Annotated in this window: 21 protein-coding genes and 1 pseudogene; 14 read left to right on the top strand and 8 right to left on the bottom strand. The window is 61.4% G+C overall.

The features are described 5' to 3' along the window. The first annotated feature begins 110 nt into the window (after positions 1–110). On the top strand, positions 111–434 hold the full coding sequence (locus tag AC07VY_RS26030; RefSeq protein ID WP_495100046.1) for a low molecular weight protein tyrosine phosphatase family protein: 324 nt from the start codon (positions 111–113) through the stop codon (positions 432–434). 185 nt (positions 435–619) lie between these two features. Here the strand turns inward: AC07VY_RS26030 and AC07VY_RS26025 are convergent, their stop codons facing one another. Both AC07VY_RS26025 and AC07VY_RS26020 read right to left on the bottom strand, forming a co-directional pair. After that, positions 620–1,480 (bottom strand): DUF3037 domain-containing protein, encoded by an 861-nt coding sequence (locus tag AC07VY_RS26025; RefSeq protein WP_495100045.1) that lies wholly within the window; start codon positions 1,478–1,480, stop codon positions 620–622. Next, entirely contained in the window at positions 1,477–2,211 is a 735-nt protein-coding gene (locus AC07VY_RS26020) for a HipA family kinase (protein WP_495100044.1), read from the bottom strand. Before AC07VY_RS26020 ends, AC07VY_RS26025 begins: the two co-directional genes overlap by 4 nt. Positions 2,212–2,703: 492 nt before the next feature. Here AC07VY_RS26020 and AC07VY_RS26015 point away from each other — a divergent pair, with 492 nt between their 5' ends. Together AC07VY_RS26015 and AC07VY_RS26010 are read left to right on the top strand one after the other, a co-directional pair. Continuing rightward, positions 2,704–3,474 carry a hypothetical protein gene (locus AC07VY_RS26015; protein WP_495100043.1) on the top strand — a complete coding sequence of 257 codons (771 nt, stop codon included), beginning with the start codon at positions 2,704–2,706 and terminating at the stop codon, positions 3,472–3,474. A 149-nt stretch (positions 3,475–3,623) separates the two neighbouring features. Then, positions 3,624–3,887, top strand: a complete 264-nt coding sequence (locus tag AC07VY_RS26010) for a helix-turn-helix domain-containing protein (RefSeq protein ID WP_495100042.1) — start codon at positions 3,624–3,626, stop codon at positions 3,885–3,887. A 69-nt stretch (positions 3,888–3,956) separates the two neighbouring features. Here the strand turns inward: AC07VY_RS26010 and AC07VY_RS26005 are convergent, their stop codons facing one another. Both AC07VY_RS26005 and rfaE2 read right to left on the bottom strand, forming a co-directional pair. Then, entirely contained in the window at positions 3,957–5,081 is a 1,125-nt protein-coding gene (locus AC07VY_RS26005) for an SLC13 family permease (protein ID WP_495100041.1), read from the bottom strand. Then, positions 5,071–5,565 (bottom strand): D-glycero-beta-D-manno-heptose 1-phosphate adenylyltransferase, encoded by a 495-nt coding sequence (gene rfaE2, locus AC07VY_RS26000; protein ID WP_495075818.1) that lies wholly within the window; start codon positions 5,563–5,565, stop codon positions 5,071–5,073. The genes AC07VY_RS26005 and rfaE2 overlap by 11 nt, the downstream gene beginning before the upstream one ends. 88 nt (positions 5,566–5,653) lie before the next feature. On the opposite strand from rfaE2, the gene AC07VY_RS25995 reads away from it, so the two are divergent. After that, positions 5,654–6,538, top strand: coding sequence for an HD-GYP domain-containing protein (locus AC07VY_RS25995; RefSeq protein WP_495075504.1), 885 nt, complete (start codon positions 5,654–5,656; stop codon positions 6,536–6,538). 25 nt (positions 6,539–6,563) lie between these two features. After that, positions 6,564–7,766, top strand: a complete 1,203-nt coding sequence (locus tag AC07VY_RS25990) for an HD-GYP domain-containing protein (protein ID WP_495100040.1) — start codon at positions 6,564–6,566, stop codon at positions 7,764–7,766. A gap of 19 nt (positions 7,767–7,785) precedes the next feature. On the opposite strand, the gene AC07VY_RS25985 is transcribed toward AC07VY_RS25990, so the two are convergent. After that, on the bottom strand, positions 7,786–8,646 hold the full coding sequence (locus AC07VY_RS25985) for a ferritin family protein (protein ID WP_495100039.1): 861 nt from the start codon (positions 8,644–8,646) through the stop codon (positions 7,786–7,788). Positions 8,647–9,042: 396 nt separating this feature from the next. On the opposite strand from AC07VY_RS25985, the gene AC07VY_RS25980 reads away from it, so the two are divergent. The 9 genes from AC07VY_RS25980 (at position 9,043) to AC07VY_RS25940 (ending at position 17,013) form a co-directional block, all read left to right on the top strand. Further along, positions 9,043–10,326 (top strand): NAD(P)/FAD-dependent oxidoreductase, encoded by a 1,284-nt coding sequence (locus tag AC07VY_RS25980; RefSeq protein ID WP_495100047.1) that lies wholly within the window; start codon positions 9,043–9,045, stop codon positions 10,324–10,326. Then, positions 10,323–11,114: a DUF1365 domain-containing protein gene (locus tag AC07VY_RS25975; protein WP_495100038.1), complete on the top strand. Its 792-nt coding sequence runs from the start codon at positions 10,323–10,325 to the stop codon at positions 11,112–11,114. Before AC07VY_RS25980 ends, AC07VY_RS25975 begins: the two co-directional genes overlap by 4 nt. A 5-nt stretch (positions 11,115–11,119) precedes the next feature. Continuing rightward, positions 11,120–12,364 carry a class I SAM-dependent methyltransferase gene (locus AC07VY_RS25970; protein WP_495100037.1) on the top strand — a complete coding sequence of 415 codons (1,245 nt, stop codon included), beginning with the start codon at positions 11,120–11,122 and terminating at the stop codon, positions 12,362–12,364. Positions 12,365–12,405: 41 nt separating this feature from the next. After that, positions 12,406–12,900: a chalcone isomerase family protein gene (locus AC07VY_RS25965; protein WP_495100036.1), complete on the top strand. Its 495-nt coding sequence runs from the start codon at positions 12,406–12,408 to the stop codon at positions 12,898–12,900. Further along, complete coding sequence (locus tag AC07VY_RS25960) at positions 12,897–14,180, top strand: MFS transporter (RefSeq protein WP_495100035.1); 1,284 nt, start codon at positions 12,897–12,899, stop codon at positions 14,178–14,180. Before AC07VY_RS25965 ends, AC07VY_RS25960 begins: the two co-directional genes overlap by 4 nt. After that, positions 14,177–14,704: a DUF3833 domain-containing protein gene (locus AC07VY_RS25955; protein WP_495100034.1), complete on the top strand. Its 528-nt coding sequence runs from the start codon at positions 14,177–14,179 to the stop codon at positions 14,702–14,704. The genes AC07VY_RS25960 and AC07VY_RS25955 overlap by 4 nt, the downstream gene beginning before the upstream one ends. A 64-nt stretch (positions 14,705–14,768) precedes the next feature. Beyond that, positions 14,769–15,539 carry an SDR family NAD(P)-dependent oxidoreductase gene (locus AC07VY_RS25950; RefSeq protein ID WP_495100033.1) on the top strand — a complete coding sequence of 257 codons (771 nt, stop codon included), beginning with the start codon at positions 14,769–14,771 and terminating at the stop codon, positions 15,537–15,539. 128 nt (positions 15,540–15,667) lie between these two features. After that, positions 15,668–16,537 carry a hypothetical protein gene (locus AC07VY_RS25945; RefSeq protein ID WP_495100032.1) on the top strand — a complete coding sequence of 290 codons (870 nt, stop codon included), beginning with the start codon at positions 15,668–15,670 and terminating at the stop codon, positions 16,535–16,537. 38 nt (positions 16,538–16,575) lie between these two features. Beyond that, the gene (locus tag AC07VY_RS25940; protein ID WP_495100031.1) at positions 16,576–17,013 is read left to right on the top strand and encodes a nuclear transport factor 2 family protein; all 438 of its coding nucleotides are present in this window, start codon (positions 16,576–16,578) and stop codon (positions 17,011–17,013) included. 37 nt (positions 17,014–17,050) lie between these two features. Here AC07VY_RS25940 and AC07VY_RS25935 read toward each other — a convergent pair whose 3' ends face one another. From AC07VY_RS25935 to AC07VY_RS25925, 3 genes and pseudogenes are all read right to left on the bottom strand, one after another. Further along, positions 17,051–17,641, bottom strand: coding sequence for a hypothetical protein (locus tag AC07VY_RS25935; RefSeq protein WP_495100030.1), 591 nt, complete (start codon positions 17,639–17,641; stop codon positions 17,051–17,053). A 7-nt stretch (positions 17,642–17,648) separates the two neighbouring features. Then, the gene (locus tag AC07VY_RS25930; RefSeq protein WP_495100029.1) at positions 17,649–19,250 is read right to left on the bottom strand and encodes a hypothetical protein; all 1,602 of its coding nucleotides are present in this window, start codon (positions 19,248–19,250) and stop codon (positions 17,649–17,651) included. Then, positions 19,247–19,659 (bottom strand): annotated as a pseudogene (locus AC07VY_RS25925) (hypothetical protein); the annotation flags it as partial. The pseudogene AC07VY_RS25925 and the gene AC07VY_RS25930, both read right to left, overlap by 4 nt.

The following is a 19,659-nucleotide window of genomic DNA, read 5'->3' as shown; positions in this document are numbered from 1 at the left end:
ACACAACTGGATGAAACACCAGTATGGCGCATCTGAACCAAAATTCAAGTCTGTCTGAGGCAGGTAGCTAATCAGGCCTTTTTGTTTAAATTTTTGATGCAGTTCCTGCCATGCCACGCGTACTCTTCATCTGCAGCCGCAACAGACTGCGCAGCCCCACGGCCGAGCAAGTTTTCTCCACCGTGCCTGGCGTGGAAACAGACTCCGCCGGCCTGGCGCCCGATGCAGATTGCCCGCTGAGCGCGGACCAGATCGAGTGGGCCGACATCATTTGCGTGATGGAGAAGCGGCACCGCACGCAGCTGAGCCAGCGGTTCAAGCGGCACTTAGCCGGGAAGAAAGTGGTGTGCCTGGACATACCGGACAACTACCAGTTCATGCAGCCGGAGCTGGTGGCGCTGTTGGAGAAGCGGGTGGCGGGGCATTTGCGTTAGTTTGCGCATCGGCCAATAGTGGGCATTTACACCATGGATTCAATCAATGAATCGCACTGACTCGCCTCGGAACGAGCCCAAATTGAACCATGCTAGAGAAGTGCGGAAGGGCCGCTAACCAGAATTAGCGACAGTGATCCTTGTCCCCGAAAGCACTTAAAGAACAAAAACTTTAGCGGGCAATGTTAGTTACTAGTTATGTCAGCCGATTGGCTAGCGAAAGCAAGAATACGCTGCACATCGTTAGCCATCGTTACTTCAACACCAGCATCTACCAGTTCCTGGCGGATTTCCTCGTAAGCACGAAAAGCTTTGGATTCGCTCTTCGGTGCGGCCAGAGGGAACAGCACATCCTTTGGCAAAGCATTGCGCTTGCGCAGGCGTTTCACCTTATCAACCCATAAACCCCCGTGATTTAGCACTCTCGTTGAGTCTTCTTGCGCAAGGTAAAGCGGCTTTATGATTCTGTCCACTACCTGGTTGCTCTTGCGAACAAAGGGGAAATTGACGACGAAGTCGGTTGTTCCGACTTTCTCTTGGAAATACTGTGCGGCAATATGGCTGTCACCCTGGAACAGCATGCGTCGCACCGAGTTTTCCAACAGGCGCTCTTGGTACGCTTTGGTGACAAAATTTCGCTCAACGTAGTGGTCAAAAAGCTCGATGAGTTTAGCCTTCGGGTCATCAGCCAGCACTACGCGGCGCTCATCAAATTGCAGCATCGCGTCGCGTGTACGTGTCAACTCCGCGAACAAATCGACTGCCTGTGCCACGTCGACTACCCTTTTTCGACCGTCCAATGCGTTGCGACGCACATGCAGAGCAAAACGCTCAAGCTCGTCGAGGAAAAGGGCTTTCCCGCTTAAGTAGACCTTGCTGTCAAGCTGATGGAAAAACTTGGTGATGCGGCCATACTTTTTCAAAAGCTTGAAGCCGAAGAAGCGGCCTTGGGGGCATAGCAAAACCACACCCACGTTCGCAAATTCACCTGTTTCTACAAACGGGCGAAAACGAAGCAACGCGTACTGGCAGGCCAACTTATTCACAAAATATCCCAAAAATCGTCACGGTAGCAGCGGTTAAGACAGGCTGCTATGGCATCCCACGTGACGTTGGCGGGTACGCCATCGTCAACCCACCACCACTCGGTTGGAATGCTAGCACGTATGTCAGAAAGGCCTGCGAGCGCATCTGTCATACGCTTTTGGTAAGCAGCACGAACGACATGGTCGCTGAAAACAGTATTCCAGTTTTGCGCAAACACATGACTTTCAAGAAAGTTGGGCACATTAAAGTCGGGGTCGAAAGCCATGTTGTGGTCAATCACAGCCAACTGCTCACCGGTTACATCCCAAAGCAAGTTTGGGTTACCGCCGCTCTCGGTCAGGTGCCTATCTTCGTTATGCAACCACCAGTCAAAAACGAGCACATCCAGGGCCACGGCATCTGGAACCAAGTCACGTGTGGTCAGTGTCAATTCTTGCACGTGCGGAAGTCGGCGCGATGCGAACACCTGTCCAACGCCCAAGTCCCGAATGTCAGGCCGCACACCAAACAACACTAACTCCTCCGGCACCTGCGCCAGCGCATAGTCGGCTATAGGTAGTCCAAATGCTGTGGCTAGGTGTGCGGCGACCCACTCACAAATAAGACTTCGCCGCCCAGCTCCAGCCCCTTTAACGTAGTAGGTCTCCCCATCGTCCCCACGGCAAATAAATGGCTCCGTCTTACCCTGCGGCGAACGCCCCAAAATTTCTTCGATGACGACTAGGGGCATTACCATACTTGATGTATTTCCTGCTTTTTCAGCACCGGTCTAGTCGTGCTCCATCGGCTACGCCTCCGGCAAGCAAAAGGGACTGTTGTGGAATTGCCTCGGGCACTGGTTTTCATTTACTGCTCCACATTTTGTGCACACCCATCATGGCTGCTACCTTCTTCGCTAGCTGCAGATACATCAAGATTCCACCAGCATATTAGCAAGCCCTTCGAACACTGTTTCGTAGCGCAATGTTCGGCCAGCTAAGGCATTTTGACTTTCCAGAGCGGCCCACTCGACGCCTTTTAGCTTAATTTCATATGCACCTTGCGCCCTTGGTCTGACAACGTTGAATGATCCTCTAGCAGGTCCACGAATTGACTCTTGGTGGTGCGCTATCGATATGCAGCACACACCAAAAGCGCTTGCCTCCCCAACCCCCTCCCGGTTACCCTGGCTCCCATGTCATCAAACCGCCACAATTTTTCGCTAGTACCCATCGAAGCAGATATGGGAGTCCTGTCCTGGTGGCGGGCGCTGTGCGCGATTGCGGTGCTGAATGTGTGCCTGTGGCTGGCCGTGCTGCACATGGGGCCGGGCAGCGGTATCTACGCTGGGCTGCAACTGGCTTTGTCGGGCGTGTATGTGCTGGTGTGCGCCTACCGCTCGGTGCTGCCCCGGGTGGACCTGGAGCGGCTGGTGGTGGTGGATACGCGGCTGTCCAGCATCTTCCTGGGCCGCAGCGCGGCCACGGTGGCCGAGATTTGCTTTGCGCTGCAGCTGGGGCTGCTGGTGCACCAGCTGGGCATGCATGCCGGCCTGCCGTGGGTGCAGATGGCGGCGTGGGCGATACCGGTGTTCATGGTGGTGGCCCAGGGCTTCTGCTGGCACAGCGTGCTGACGCTGAACCACATCACCCAGGCGGTCGAATCCTCGCTGTGGGCGGCGGGGTTTTCGTGGATGGCGGTGCTGCTGGCTGTGATCGCAATGGACAGCACTGGCTGGGTGCAGGCATTGGCCATCGCCGGCATTCTGGGCGCGCTGTCTTTCGTGGCCTATGTGCTGTGCGTGGACGTGCCGATGTACTGGCGCCGCTACCAGCATGGCCGCGCCCACGGGCTGGCCTATATGCGCCTGGACCAGGGCGCGCGCGACGCCTGGCAGCGCCGCGTGCCCAGCGGCAACTGGGCGGCATGGCGGGCCGACGCGCTGTGGCTGACGCCGTACTTCAGCTTCGGCGTGTGGGTGAGCATAGCCATGGTGTTCGTGCCCGGCACCTGATTCCATTTCCAGATCAATCCGAATATGTCGTTGCTTCGCCTTGCCGTGGCAAGCCACTGTCTGCGGCTTCGCGCCTAATCTCGGTTTGATCTGGAAATGGAATAAATCGGCCTGGGCAGCGCTATGCCCTGCGTAGACAATATCCAGCCATGACCCAAGGCAAACGAATCTCTCCCCACATCCCTAACGACGCAGTGCAGGCCATCAAGGACATGGGCGCCGCAGCCAAGCAGGCCCGCGTGGCCGCAGGCGAAGGGCAGGCTGCAGCGGCAGCCCGCCTGGGCGTGCACGTGCAGACCATTGCCCGCGTGGAGTCCGGCGAGCCGGGCGTTGCGATTGGCCATGTGCTGGGCTTGCTGGCGCTGTATGGCATCAGCACGCGGCTGCAACCACCCGAAGTAGCAGAGGGCTGAAGAACCCCTGCGGCCATTTGAATAAAAATGGCCGCTAGCGCAGATTCCACCTGCGCCAGCAGCTACTTTTTACATAGCAAACAGCAGTACCCAGCCCAAGGCCGCACCGGCCACCAGGAAAGGGATGGACCAGACGTGGAAGCTGATCCAGGCGCGTTTGTCGGGCGCCATGCGCAGGGCGATCAGGTTGGCCAGCGAGCCGACCATCAGGCCGAAGCCGCCGATGTTGACGGCGTAGGCCAGCACCTTCCAGTCCTTCGAAAACTCGGCCAGGGCGATGGCCGCCGGCACGTTGCTGACCACCTGCGAGGCGGCAATGCCAGCCCAGAACAGGTGCATGGGCTGCTGCAGCCCCCAGCCGGCGAGTGCGTGCTGCACCAGGTCCAGCCCGGCCAGCAGGCGCAGGTCGATGAACATCAGCACGAAGACCAGCAGCAGCCCCCAGTCGATCTGCGCCAGCACGCGCCAGCGCAGCAGCCCCAGGCACAGCAGCACGGCCAGCAAGGCCCAGGGGGCGTAGTGCATGTCGGTCAGCACCAGGAACACCGGGTACAGCAGCAAGGACACGGCCAGCAGCGGACGGCTGAGCGCGTGCTCGGACTCGGGGTCGCTGGTTTTGAGTTCGCGGCCGGAGAAGGCCAGCGCCGTCACCGCCCATAGCAGCAACATCAGGATGGCCACCAGTGGCAGCATGTGCCAGACGAACTGGCCAAAGGAGCTGCCCGAGAGCTGCCACAGGAACAGGTTTTGCGGATTGCCGATGGGCGTAAGGGCCGAGCCGGCGTTGACAGCCAGCGCCTCGAACACCACCAGGCGCGTGGTGGGCAGCGGGGTGATGCGGCAGATGCCCAGGGTGAGCGGCACGATGACGAACAGCGCCACGTCGTTGGTCAGCACGGTAGACAGCGCGGCGGCGGCGGTCACCAGGCACAAGGCGGCAGCGCGTTCGCTGGTCATGTAGCCGACCAGCCAATGGCCCAGGCGGTATAGCGCGCCGCTGCTTTCCACGCCCTTGGTCAGGGCCAGCAGGCCGGTGAGGGCGGCGATGGTGGGCCAGTCCACCAGGGTCGGGTAGGCGCGCAAGGGCGTGCGGGTGGCCCAGCTCAGGCCCACCAGGGCCAGCAACAGGATCTGCAGAAAAGTGTCGTTACGCAGCGTCTGCCAGACGCGCTGCAGCAGCGGCTCAGGCGCCATGCGGCTGCTTGATCTTGCGTACCAGCGCGGTGGTGGAGTAGCCGTCTACAAAGGGTATTGCCAGCGCCGTGCCGCCATAGGCCTGCACCACGGCGGTCTCGGCCAGCTTTTGCATGTCGTAGTCGCCGCCCTTGACCAGGATGTCGGGGCGCAGCTCGGTGATCAGCTCCAGCGGGGTGTTTTCATCGAACCAGGTCACCAGGCTGACCGACTCCAGCGCGGCCATCATCACGGCGCGGTCGGTCTCGTTGTTCAGCGGACGGTCCGGGCCCTTGCCCAGGCGGCGCGCCGAGGCGTCGCTGTTCAGCGCCACCACCAGGCTGCCGCCGAGTGCCCGGGCCTGGGCCAGGTAGGTGGCGTGGCCGCGGTGCAGGATGTCGAACACCCCGTTGGTGAAGACCCAGGGGCGGGGCAGGCGGGCCAATTGGGCCTGCGCATCTTCCCGGGGGCATATTTTTTGCAAGAAAGCAGGTACAGCGAGCATTGACGTCATGGTCAAATGCTAGCAGGCTCAGTACCTGCTCAAGAGGAGAGTTGATTTGTCGATACCTGAATAGATAATCTTTGCCACCATGCCGCCATCTCCCACCTATCTGCCCGATTGGGCAGCCCTGCAGCAAAAGGCCCATGCCTTGTTGCGCGACACCCAGAGCGCGCAGTTCCTGCCGCGGCTGGAGCAGCTCTATCAGGAGCTGCACGGGTTGGTGCAGCAGTATCCGGATGCCACGCTGTTTGCGCTGATCCACCTTTCGGCCACCGAGATGCGCAGCTACAGCGCCACCCACGCGATGCTGGTCTACGTGGTGTGCAGCCTGGCCGCCAGCGAAACCCTGAACTGGTCGTCCGAGCGCGATGCCACCCTGGGCAAGGCCGCGTTGACCATGAACATCAGCATGTCGGCCCTGCAGGACGACCTGGTGCTGCAGACCAAGCCGCTGAGCGTGGCCCAAATGGAGGCGGTGGAACAGCATGCCGAACGCTCGTGCAGCATGCTGCGCAGCATGGGCGTGAGCGATGAGAACTGGCTGCAAGCCGTACGCCACCACCACGACCGCACGCCCGGCCCGCCGGCCAGCGAGGCGCTGCACATCGCCCGCCTGATACAGCGCGCCGACATTTATGCGGCACGCCTGTCGCCGCGCCTGGGCCGGCTATGTCTGCCACCGGTGGCGGCCGCGCAGTCCGATGAAGCCGGCGCCGCCCTGGTCAAGACCGTGGGCCTATACGCACCGGGCACGCTGGTCCGGCTGGCCAGCCAGGAGATTGCGGCCGTGATCCGGCGCGGCATCCACAACACCACACCGCAGGTCGCGGTACTGATCAACCGGCAGGGCTTCCCTACCGGCGAGTGGATCGTGCGCGACACCCAGCAGTCCAGCTACAAGATTACCGGCCATGTGGCGCGCCGCGATGTACGCGCCGCGGTGCCCATGGAGCAACTGCTGGAACTGATTTGACCGCGCACACCCAGGCATCGCCACCATGAACCTCATTCCCGTCAACCTCAGCACCCTGCGCCTGGGGCAGCCGCTGCCATTCACCCTGCGCAATGAAAACGGGGTGCTGCTGGCCAACAAGGGCTACACCATCACCAGCCGCGAGGAGATCACCTACTGGACATCGCGCGGCATGACGCTGTGCGTGGACGTGGACGCGGCCGACAACCACCGGGCCTATGTGGGCAAGCTGTACGACATGGTGCGCACAGACACCACGCTGGGCCACATCGCCGAAATGCAGCTGGGTGCCGACGACCTGGCGCCGGTCGAGCCCACCGAAGTCTCGGGCATCCCGGACTGGACGGCGCTGCAGATGCGCGCCAACACCTTGCTGCGCGACCCGCAGGCCGAAAACTTCCTGCCCCGGCTGGACAAGCTGTACAACGAGCTGCACAACCTGGTGCAGCTGCACCCCGACGCCACCCTGTGCGCGCTGATGCACCTGGCCGCCACCGAGGTGCACATGTACAGCGCCACCCACGCCATGCTGGTGTACGTGGTGTGCAGCATGGCCGCGCGCGATGTGCTGAACTGGCCGCCCGAGCATGACGCCACGCTGGGCCGGGCCGTGCTGACCATGAACATCGCCATGACCGCGCTGCAAGACCAGTTGGCGGTGCAAAACCAAGCCATGACGGCGCAACAGATCGAGATGGTGGAGCAACACCCGCAGCGCGCCTTCACCATGCTGCTGGCCCTGGGCGTGGACAACGAAGACTGGCTGCTGGCCGTGCGCCACCACCATGACCGCGCCCCCGGCCCGCTGGACGCCAAGACCGTGGCCTTGCGCATGTCCCGGCTGATCCAGCGCGCCGACTCTTTCATTGCACGGCTGTCGCCGCGCGTGGGGCGCGACTCCATACCGCCAACCACGGCCATGCAGGCCTGCTATTACGACGAGGAAAAGAACGTGGACGAGGCGGGCGCGGCCATCATCAAGGCCGTGGGCGTGTATTCACCCGGGGTCTTCGTGCGCCTGGCGAATGGTGAAATCGCGGCGGTCATACGCCGCAGCGCCAACACCACGGCCCCCCGCGTGGCCGTGCTGGTGAACCGCGAAGGCATGCCCACCGGCGAGCTGATCGTGCGTGAGACCAACACCCCCAACTACAAGATCGTGGCCCATGTGCTGCACCGCGACGTGCGAGTGCAAGTGCAGCTGCACAAGCTGCTGGCGCTGATCTAGCAGCGCCAACCTTGAGCCGCTAGGCCGGGGCTCCTGGGGGGGTGGCTTCGGCCAGTTCCCGGGTGATTTCCTTGCGGTAGCGGTTCAGCTCCTGCACGGTCTTGAAGCTGCGGTCCATCAGCAGGCTCAGGTTATGCAGGATGCGGTCCACCACCTTACCTTCCCACACCGCGTCGAACTTGATCTGCGTGTCCAGCCAGTGCTCCAGCCACTCGGGGTTGGGCAGGCGGCTCTGGATGGTGTCGCGCGGGAACAGGCTCTCGTTCACGTGCAGATTGGTCGGGTGCAGGGCCTGGGCGGTACGGCGGGCGCTGGCCATCAGCACACCCACCTTGGTGAAGGCGGTGCGCGCCTCGTTGCCCACATTGGCGATGGCGCGCTTCATGTAGCGCAGGTAGGCGCCGCCGTGGCGGGCCTCGTCCTGGCTGAGCTTGGTGTAAATGTTCTTGATGACCGGCTCGGAATGCCATTCGCTGGCGCGGCGGTACCAGTGGTTCAGACGGATCTCGCCGCAGAAATGCAGCATCAGGGTTTCCAGCGGCGGGGCCCGGTCGAACTCGAAACGCACGTCGTGCAGCTCTTCTTCGGTGGGCACCAGGTCCGGGCGGAAGCGGCGCAGGTATTCCATCAGCACCAGCGAATGCTTTTGCTCTTCAAAGAACCAGATCGACATGAATGCCGAAAAGTCGCTGTCGTCCTGGTTGTCGCGCAGGAACATCTCGGTGGCCGGCAAGGCCGCCCATTCGGTGATGGCATTCATCTTGATGGTCTGGGCCTGCTCTTCGGTCAGCAGCGCCGGATCGAAGTCGGCCCAGGGAACATCCTTTTCCATATTCCAGCGTACAGCTTCGAGTTGCTTGAAAAGTTCAGGGTAGAGCATGGCAGTCCTTCATAGCTGGTTTCATTCTAGGCGGTGCAGATGACATTTATTCTCAAAACCATCAAGTAAACAAACCTGTAACGACTTAAATATAACTTACTGGTCGCAATGTGACTGATTGGTATATTATCGCACCATGCGATCCACAGTCCTATTTCCCGCAATGTCGCCAGCCCGGTACGCTTGGGGGAACTTTTTAGCCCCAGGCGCTGTCACTACCCGTGTTGCCGCTATGCGCGCAACCTGTTTTTATTGGCAGCGAAGCCGTCCGCGCTCTGCGCGTGGACACGATGCCCCAGGGCGGTTCTCCTCCTCCCTCACTCCCTTGTTCGCTCCGGGGTGCTTCGCGGCCACTTTCCTCACCCTCATTGCTGGCGGTCGGCCATGACAGCGCGCATGCGACTGGCCATCGTCGGCTCCGGCATCTCCGGCCTGGCCGTGGCCCATGCCCTGCACGACCACGCCGACATCACCCTGTTCGAAGCGGGCAGCTACTTTGGCGGCCATACCCACACGGTGGACCTGACCCTGCCCACGCCGCAGGGGCCGGTTACGCACGGGGTGGACACTGGCTTCCTGGTGTTCAACGAACGCACTTACCCGAACCTGATTGCGCTGTTCCAGCAGCTGGAGGTGGCCACCAGCAAGACCGATATGTCTTTCTCGGCCCAGATCCCCGGGCCGCAGCATCTGGAGTGGAGCGGTAGCAGCCTGTCCAGCGTGTTCGCCCAGCGCAGCAATTTGTGGAACCCGCGCTTCTGGGGCATGTTGCGCGATTTGCTGCGCTTCAACAAGCTCTGCACCCAGCTGGCTTTGGGCAACAACGATGCAGCTCTGGCGCAACCGCTGGACGACTTCCTGGCCCAGCACCGCTTTGGCAGCGCCTTCCGTGACTGGTACTTTCTGCCCATGATGGGCTGCATCTGGAGCTGCCCTACGGAGCAAATGCTGCAGTTTCCGGTGGCCACCATGGTGCGCTTCTGCCACAACCACGGCCTGCTGCAGGTGCTGAACCGGCCCCAGTGGTGGACCGTGACCGGCGGCGCACGCCACTATGTGGACAAGATCACGGCCCGCATCCAAGACAAGCGCCTGCACAGCCCCGTGCAGCGCATAGAACGCCGCGCCGACGGCGTGTTCATCGCCAGCCAGGAACACGGCTTCCAACGCAGCGAGCGCTTCGACAAGGTGGTGCTGGCCACCCATTCCGACCAGGCCCTGGCCCTGCTAGACCAGCCCACGCAGGCCGAGGCCGCCACCCTGGGCGCCATCCATTACCACGCCAACCAGGCGGTGCTGCACACCGACGCCTCGGTGCTGCCGCGCAACCCGGTGGCCTGGGCCGCCTGGAACTACGAGCGCGCACCGGCCACCGCGACCGAATCATCCCGCGTGTGCCTGCACTACTGGCTGAACAAGCTGCAACCCTTGCCGTGGGAACAGCCGGTGGTGGTTTCCTTGAATCCAATCCGCGAGATCGCGCGTACCCATGTCATGGGCACTTACGACTACGCACACCCGGTACTGGACCTGGCCGCCATCGCGGCGCAAAAACGCATGCCGGCGCTGCAGGGCCAGCAGAACACCTATTTCTGCGGCGCCTGGATGGGCTACGGCTTCCATGAAGACGGCCTGAAAGCCGGGCTGGCCGTGGCCGAGCAGATCAAGGCGAGGGTATGAACGCCACAGGCACGACCCCCTCGGGGGGCAGCGCACTACACGCAGTGAGAAGCGTGGGAGCACCATTGATTGGCTTTGGCCAGGTGCGCCACACGCGCCTGCGCCCGGTGCGCCATGCCTTTGCCTACCCCACCTATTTTTTGATGCTGCCCATGCGCTCGCTGGGCACGACAAAGCTAGCCATCAACCGCCGCGCGACCTTGAGCTTTTATGACACCGACCACGGCGACGGCCAGGGCAGTGCGCTGGCCTGGGTCGAAGCGCTGCTGCAGCGCGAAGGCATTGCAGACGCCGATGGCGAAATTTGGCTGCACTGCTACCCGCGTGTGTTCGGCTACACCTTCAAGCCGGTGAGCTTCTGGTACTGCCACCGTGCCGATGGGGCCTTGCGCGCCATCGTGGTCGAGGTCAACAACACCTTTGGCGAACGCCACTGCTATGTGCTGGACCAGCCCCGCTATGGCCAGGAGCTAAGCGCCGCCAAGGTGTTCCACGTCTCGCCGTTCTGCCCGGTGGAGGGCGGCTACCGCTTCCGCTTCATGCGGGCCGGCGACAGGACCGTAGCCCGGGTGGACTACGACGACGCGCAGGGCGCGCTGATCGAAACCAGCGTCAGCGGCACGCTGGAACCCCTGACGACCGCGAGCATGCGCCGCGCCCTGTGGCGCTACCCGGCCATGACCCTGGGCGTCATGGCCCGCATCCACTGGCAAGCCTTCAAGCTGTGGCGCCAGCGCGTGCCCTTCTTCCGCAAGCCCCAGCCACCCCAAGATTTTGTGACGAGATAGAGCCTATGCCCATCAGCACCACCGCACCACGCTTTGCCATTCCCTCCGACGCGCCCGCCGCCGCCCGCAGCGCCCTGCAGCTGCTGCAGCGACTGCGCCACGGCAGCATCACCATGCAGCTGCCCGACGGCAGCATGCAGGTGTTTGGCAACCACCAGCAGCACGGCGACGCCCCCACCGCGGCCATGACACTGAAGAACTGGAACGTCTGCGCGGCAGCCCTCAAGTCTGGCGACATCGGCGTGGCCGAAACCTATATCGCCGGCGACTGGACCACGCCCAACCTGACCGACCTGCTGACCGTCTTCATCTGCAACCGGCAGGAGATTGAGGACGTGGTCTACGGCCACTGGATAGGCCGGCTGTGGTACCGCATCAAGCACTTGCTGAACCGCAATACCAAGGCGAACAGCCAGAAGAACATCCACGCCCACTACGACCTGGGCAATGCCTTCTACAGCCTGTGGCTGGACGACAGCATGAACTACTCGTCCGCCTGGTTCGAGGGCGCGCTGGACCAGCCGCTGCGCTTGGCGCAAAACGCCAAGGTGCGCCGCGCCCTGCGCATGGCCAACGTACAAAAGGGCGACCGCGTGCTGGAGATAGGCTGCGGCTGGGGCGCGCTGGCCGAGATGGGCACGGTGGAATTCAAGGCCAGCGTCACCGGCGTCACCCTCAGCACCGAGCAACTGGCCTTTGCCAACCAGCGCATGCACCAGCTGGGCGAGCGCTTGGGCTTATGCAGCCGCACCGACCTGCGCCTGCAGGACTACCGTGACATCGCCGACGCACCGTTTGACGCCATCTGCTCCATCGAGATGGTGGAAGCCGTAGGCCGCGAATACTGGCCCACCTATTTCCAGACCGTGGCCCGCCTGCTCAAGCCCGGTGGCCGCGCCTGCATCCAGAGCATCGTCATCGACGACAGCCTGTTCGAGCGCTACATCAGCAGCACCGACTTCATCCAGCAATACATCTTCCCCGGTGGCTGCCTGCCGTGCCCGCGCGAGTTCAAGCGCGAAGCCACCGCAGCCGGGCTGGAGGTGGTGGACGAGTTCGCCTTCGGCCCCGACTACGCCGAGACCCTGCGCCGCTGGCGCGACAAGTTTCTGGCCGCCCGCACCGAGGTGCTGCAACTGGGTTTTGACGAAAGGTTTATGCGCTTATGGGAGTTCTACTTGGCCTACTGCGAAGCCGCCTTCGACAAGGGCAACATCAATCTAGTTCAGTACACGCTATTAAAAAAGTAGCTGCCTGCGCAGGTATTGCCTGCGCCGCAGGCCTTTTTTGCTTGAATCTATGGGCAGCCGACCTGCCCGCCCCCGTGGCCCAGGCCGTACCGCAAGCCACGCTCAACGGCAGCACGCGCCTGCGCGTGTGGGGCTTTGAGGTGTATGACGCTCAGCTCTGGGTGGCGCCCGGCTTCCAGGCCGCGCGCTATGCCGACACGCCCTTCGCCCTGGAGCTGCGCTACCTGCGCGATTTCAGCCGCGCCGACATCGCCCGCCGATCGATTGCCGAAATGCGCCGCAGCGCCAGCATTCCCGACGCCCAGGCCCAGGCCTGGCAGCACAAGCTGGAGGCTGCCTTCCCCGACGTCAAGAAGGGCGACCGCATCCTGGGTATTTACGAACCGCAGACCCAGACTGCGCGCTTCCTGACCAATGGCCAGCCCACCGGCGAGATCCGCGACGGCAACTTTGCCGCGCTGTTCTTCGGTATCTGGCTGTCACCCCAGACCTCCGAGCCGGCCATGCGCAAGGCCTTGCTGGCCGCCACGCCGTGACATCCCCCACAGCCTTCAGTCCTCGCAACGGCATGCTCTATGGCCTGATGGGCCTGCCCCTGGCGTTTGTAGCGCTGCCGCTGTACGTGATGCTGCCGCACCACTACGCCACCACCCTCGGCGTGCCCCTGGCGCTGCTGGGCCCGCTGCTGCTGGCGGCACGGGTGCTGGACGGCGTAGTGGACCCGCTGCTGGGCCGCTGGGGCGACCGGCTGTTTGCCACCTCGCACCGTGCCGTGCTGGCGGTGGCGGCGGGCGCCGCGCTGCTGATGGCGCTGGGCTTTGCCGGCCTGTTCTTTCCCTGGGCCAGCACACCGCAGGGCCTGCTGCTGTGGGCCGGTGCGCTGCTGGTGCTGACCTACACCGCCTACAGCACCCTGGGCGTGCTGCACCAGTCATGGGCCGCGCTGCTGGGCGGCAGCGAGGCCGAGCGCAGCCGCATCGTGGCCTGGCGCGAAGGCCTGGGCCTGGTGGGCGTGGTCACGGCCAGCGTGGCCCCGGTGCTGCTGGGCCTGCCCGCGACCGTGGGTCTGCTGGTGCTGAGCCTGGCTGGCGGTTGGTGGGGCTGGAGCCGCTCGGTAGCGCCATCCACCCCCACAGCGGCTGCGCACGCCAGCCCTGCCGCGCTGTGGCAACCCTGGCGCAACCCGGCGTTTCGCCGGCTGCTGGCGGTGTTTCTGCTGAACGGCATTGCCAGCGCCGTGCCTGCCACCCTGGTGCTGTTTTTTGTGCAAGACCGGCTGCAGGCCGCAGCCGCACTGCAGCCGCTGTTTCTGGCGACCTATTTCATCTGCGCAGCGCTGTCCATTCCGCTCTGGCTGAAGGTGGTGGAGCGCCTGGGCCTGGCGCGCACCTGGCTGGTCGGCATGGGCTTGTCGATAGTCAGCTTTGTCGGCGCCAGCCTGCTGGGTGCGGGCGACAGCACCGCTTTTCTACTGGTCTGCGTGGCCTCAGGTGCTGCGCTGGGCACCGACCTGGCCCTGCCCAGCGCGCTGCTGGCGGGCCTGGTCAAGGACGCCAAGCACGACGACGTGGGCGGCAATGCCACCGGCCTGTACTTTGGCTGGTGGAACTTCGCCACCAAGCTGAACCTGGCGCTGGCCGCCGGCCTGGCCCTGCCGCTGCTGGCCCTGGCCGGCTACACCCCCGGCGCGCAGGACGCGCCAGCCCTGCGCGCCCTCAGCGCCGTCTATTGCCTGCTGCCCTGCGTGCTGAAAGCCCTGGCCGCCGCTGCCCTGTATTTGCTCATCGTCCGTCCAACCCCCGAGGTATCCCCATGAAACGCCGTCTTCTGCTCGCCGCCACCGCCATTACCGCCCTGGCCGGCTGCGCAGTCCCCCAAGTGACCGACTACGCGGGCCAAACACCTAAGCTGGACCTGCGCAGCTACTTCAACGGCACGCTGGACGCCTACGGCGTGTTCACAGACCGCTCCGGCAAAGTCGTGAAGCGCTTCACCGTGGTGATGGTGTGCAGCTGGAGCGGCGACGACGGTGTGCTCGACGAGGCCTTCAGCTACTCCGACGGCAGCACGCAAAAGCGCATCTGGCGGCTGCACCGCGAGGCCGACGGTCGCTACAGCGGCCGGGCCGACGACGTGGTGGGCGCTGCCCTGGGCGAGGAGAGCGGCAACGCCTTCCACTGGAACTACACCCTGGCGCTGCCGGTGGACGGCACGGTCTACAACGTGCAGATGGACGACTGGATGTACCTGGTCACCGAGCGCGTGATGTTGAACAAAGCCCGCATGTCCAAGCTCGGCATCCATCTAGGCGACGTCACCCTGTCCTTCACGAAGCGTTAAGCCAAATCGGCAGCTAGCGCACATAAAACTTGCGCAAGCAGCTATCAAAATAATAGTAGGCAGCATGTCACTCAACCCCCGCATCACCGACTGGCACGGCAAAACCGTGTGGCTGATCGGCGCCTCCAGCGGCATCGGCCTGGCCACAGCGCAGGCGCTGCACGGCGAAGGCGCCCAGGTAGTGGTGTCGGCCCGCCAAGCCGATGCACTGCAGCGCTTCGTGGACCAGCACCCCGGCGCCCGCGCCCTGGCGCTGGACACCGCCGACCACGCCGCCCTGCAGGCCGCCGCACTCAGCCTGGGCCAACTGGGGCGTATCGACGCGGTGGTCTACTGCGCCGGCTACTACCGCGCCCAGCGCGCCACAGCCTTCGACCTGGCCCAGATGCAGCAGCACCTCCAGGTCAACTATGTGGGCGTGCTGCACATGCTGGACGCGGTGCTGCCCGTACTGCTGCGCCAGGGCAACGGCCACATCAGCCTGGTCGCCAGCGTGGCCGGCTACAGCGGCCTGCCGCAAAGCCTGGCCTACGGGCCGACCAAGGCCGCGCTGATCAACCTGGCCGAGACCCTGTACCTGGATCTGCATGACAGAGGAATCGGAGTGAGCCTGGTCTGCCCCGGCTTCGTCAAAACCCCGCTGACCGCGCAGAACGACTTCCAGATGCCGGCCCTGATCACCCCCGAGCAGGCCGCCACCGCCATGCTGGCCGGCTGGGCCAGGGGCGCGTTTGAAATCCACTTCCCGAAACGCTTTACCCTGTGGATGAAGGCCCTGCGGCTGCTACCCTACGGCGCCTACTTCCGGGCAGTACGCGGCATGACGGGGCTTTAAACCGCACACGGCGGATTTTTTTATCTTCAGGGCCGCTTTGCATAGACGCTGACGCTATCTTCCCAGTTGCTGGTTAAGCTCAAAAAACCTGCTTTCTGAAATTCCATCGTTTTCCACGTATTTATTCTATGAAGCACTTCTTGCATCGAAGCATTGCGGTCAGCTTGCTTGTCCTTACGGTTCTGCTCAGCGCATGCAGTACCACCAACGTTGCCACTGTTACCACCAGGTCTGCAAAGACCCCCGGTGAGCCTATCCAGCGCATGGCTGTCTACTTTCAACGCGCTAGCTTTCAAGAGGGAGATGCCCACGAAGTTGAGCGTGCGAATAGCTACTCCCGCATGCTCTTTCCAATTCTGGAGCAACGCATCAAGCCCATCTTTTTGGAAAATGGTATTCAGATACCCACCATGCGAATCGAGTTGGAAATTAAACCGAACGCATCCTTGTTGGCTTCGGCGTTTGATTGCTGCGGCTACGTTCTACGCATTCGCGAGGAAAAATACAGGTACAACTCCAGCGTGCACCACCTCGTGCTGGCAGCAGAGCTTTACAGCCGTAAAGCTGGCTTGCTTTGGAGTGCCGGCGTAGCAACCAATGGCCGTATAGACACACCAGAACTCATGGGCCAGGTCGCCGATGAGGCTTTGAAAAAGATTCTGGAAACAATGCGGGAAGACAGGGTTCTAGATGTGGCAACCATCCGCATGCCTGCACCGGAGGCATTTACTCTTCCCCATATTGCCGACGCGTCTGCGGTGCCAGGGCTCGGCCCCGATGGCACCGCTGGGTACCGCAGCTTTGTGACGAGCACGTCGCCCCGGGCATTCGCTCTAGGTCCTTTTGGTACGTGGGGAGCCGCCTCCGCAAGCGATCAGGTGAAACCTGGCGATCCCCAAGACATCCAGGAAAGAGCCCTGGCCAGGTGCCAAAAATCTAGCAAAGTGAAATGCCGTATTTACGCGTTGGGCCAAGAGGTTATTTGGCGAGGATTTTAGGAACCACAACCCGGCCCCTAAGGCCGCCACTATGCGCCATGTGCAACACTAAGTCGCCCCTCCAGACCATCGTCGATTTCTTCGAGACGCTGACCCCCACCTCGGTGGCGCGCTGCGGCGACATCTACGCCGCCGACGCGCGCTTCAAGGACCCGTTCAAAGACGTGCAAGGCCTACCCGCCATCCAGGGCACCTACCGCCATATGTTCGACACGTTGGATGCCCCGCGCTTTGTGGTGCTGGAGCGCATCAGCAGCGGCCCGCAGTGCTTCCTGACCTGGGACTTCCAGTTCCGCTTCAAAAGCTTCAGCCCCACCGTCACCCAGACCATCCACGGCGGATCGCACCTGCAGCTGGGGCCGGACGGCCGCATCACCCTGCACCGCGACTACTGGGATACAGCCGAGGAGCTGTACGAAAAGCTGCCCGTGGTGGGTGGCCTGATGCTATGGCTGAAGAAGCGGGTGAATAGTTAAGGATGGAGCCGAGCTAGTCCAGATGTAGCGCTGAAAGTCACACTAAATTTTGAAGTACATGCTGGCGTTGTGTAATTGTTCCAGCAGTCAATATGCGCCACTTTATAAGGTACTCTGATTTGGTCGTAGGTATATCGCTGCTATATCCATACTTGTTTAGCAGGGCTCTTGCTGCGGTGGATAAACCAATTTTGTTGATTTCCACATAGATAGCCTGGCGCAGCATTTGTTCGATTGTGGGTGATTCGATAATCCAACTTGCATGCGTGTAAAACGGGACGATGCTGGCCTCACTCAAAAACGGTCTGCAAGAGCAAAATTTTTCTGCATAAGATTCTTCATTGGTGAGCTTCCATAGCCAGTAATAGAGTTCAAATGATTTTTGTGTTCTAGTCTCCGGCCATTCTTGTTCCACTTGCAGTAGGGTCTTCAAGGCAACATCGGGATTTATGCGTACCAGACCCTCCATTCCCATTCCGTCGCGAATAGTTTCTTTGCGCAACATTTCAGTTGCTTGATCTCGTTCGTCACCTTTAAGTGAATCCAGGTAAATCAAGGTATAGCCGTCAAGCTTTTCCCGCCCATTCGCGTTGTATTCATCGAGAAATTTGTTAAATGCATCACTCATATAAATCCTATTTCGGCGCTACGACGGTATAAATAATTTCGTCAACAACACCTGCATCTTGAGCGTCTTTTAATATCGGAAATTCAGTCCCCTTCCAAATGCCACCACCTCCTTGGGCAGCCCTTTCGGCACTCTGCACAACATTGACAGTTCCGCTGGTTCCTTCTGCATATTTCGCTGACAAACCGCTCCAAAAATCGTGTCCATTTGGTGGCGGATCGTTCTGCCATCCCGGAAATCTCTCCCCTAACTCAGTCCACCCGTCGGCCACTTTGCCCCCTGTAGTAGTTTCCAATGTGACACCCCCCATCTCGGCAGCCTTTGCTTTTGCTGCATTCAAGTCACCTGACCAGAAAACAGCTTTGTCTGTGGCGGACGAAACATCCAAACGATCAATCAACGCTTTTGGCTTGTCTGCAGGAGCGATATTCGGATTGTCCAGAACCTTCTCTCTCAGATAGGCGCGTGCCTCTTCTATTTTTCCGGCTTTAGATAGCGCACTTACTTGCTCCCTATCCGCCGCTACGACTGCATCCGCCGCGCTCTGCTTCTTGTTGTTCTTTCCTTCTTCCGGTGGCTTAACTGGATCAGGCTTTTCCTTGGGCAGTGGTGTAGGTTCTGCCTTTGCAGGTTTGGCCTTGGGTTTTGCAGGCTTACTAGCTTTGGGTGCCGCTGCGGCGGCTTTATCTTCTGCCTGTGTAATCGCACGCCCCGGCACATCGGCCACCATCTGCTTCGAGGGCACTGCGGTTACGGCCTTGTCTGCCAACGCTCCGCTGGCCACTGTGTGCGCCTCCTTGGGCGCTGTCTGTGCCAGCACCTTGGTTAAACGGGCATCCAGCTCAGCTAGGGCACGTGGCACTTGCTTGATGGCATCTTGTTGCAGCGCATAAAAGCGTTGCTCCCAGTCGGCTAGCTTGGCAATGGCGGCTTTGGTCTCTCTGACTGCTGCAGAATTCTTGAGCATGTCAGTGTGTTCACCAATCCACTTCGCAGCTCCGGATTCTTCCGCAGCTTTAAGCCATTTCTCCAGGTGCAAACGCACTGATTTGCAGATGCTGACGAGCTTGCCAGTGATCTTGCTCAGTGCCTGGATCAATACTTTTTCATATTGCGCGAACTTTACTGCCCGCAAAAAGCCCATGATGTTGCCGTGAATGAATTTTTGTAGAAATTCAATGAGTTCTATCAGCTTGGCGCCCTCTCGGACTAGCAGCAACATCACTGCGCGCAATGCGGCTCCTAGTTCGGAGCCCGCAATGCCGCCCACAATGGCCCCTACCCCCATCACCGCCAAGCCGCCAGCTGCCATGGCCAGCGGCAATGCGATGGTGATAAGGCAAGCACAGAGAACAACCCATTCCATGGTGTGCTCGCGTTTTTCTGGATGCTGCGCTAAGCGCAATGACACCGCTACCGCGTCGCGCGCACTGGTGACGATGATTACCCCTGGCACAAAGCTCACCAGCATGTCCGCAATCAGTGCGGACAAGGGGCGGTTATCTGCGAACTCGCCAATTAGGACCGACTTGATCCAATCGAAGCCACCGACCACGCTATCCCACGCTTCATCTAGCTGGCTTTTGTCTTCTGCAATGGAGGTGCTCATGCTGGACCTCCTTGTGGGTCAGAGACATCTGTGGTCAGTGGCACCCAGTTAAGAAGTTCATGCAAGTCATCACTCAATTGGGTATCCACATGCGATTGGGCTTGCAACGGCTGATATTTGTATTCCACCTTGGCTGTTGATCCTGCGGGTACTCCACTGACGCGGCCAACACCTTGCGCATCGAGCACGCCTGTGCGCACGCTGCCATCTGCCAAAGTGGCTTTATAGGTTGCGCCCGCCAGTGGAGCACCCCAGTCGGTTAAATGGCGGAATTCCAAATCGGTGTTGGCTAGTTCGGTCTTGGGCAAGTGCGGAGGGGTATACCCCACCCGCCCCGGCCCCTCAAACACCTTCTCAGAAGCATGCACGGTGATCTGCCCCGGCGCGGTGGTGGTGATGTTCCCGCCCT

It is taken from the genome of Rhodoferax sp. GW821-FHT02C08, from assembly GCF_059421805.1.
The sequence above is the reverse complement of the archived record's forward strand: the minus strand, read 5'-3'. Positions and strand labels throughout refer to the sequence as shown.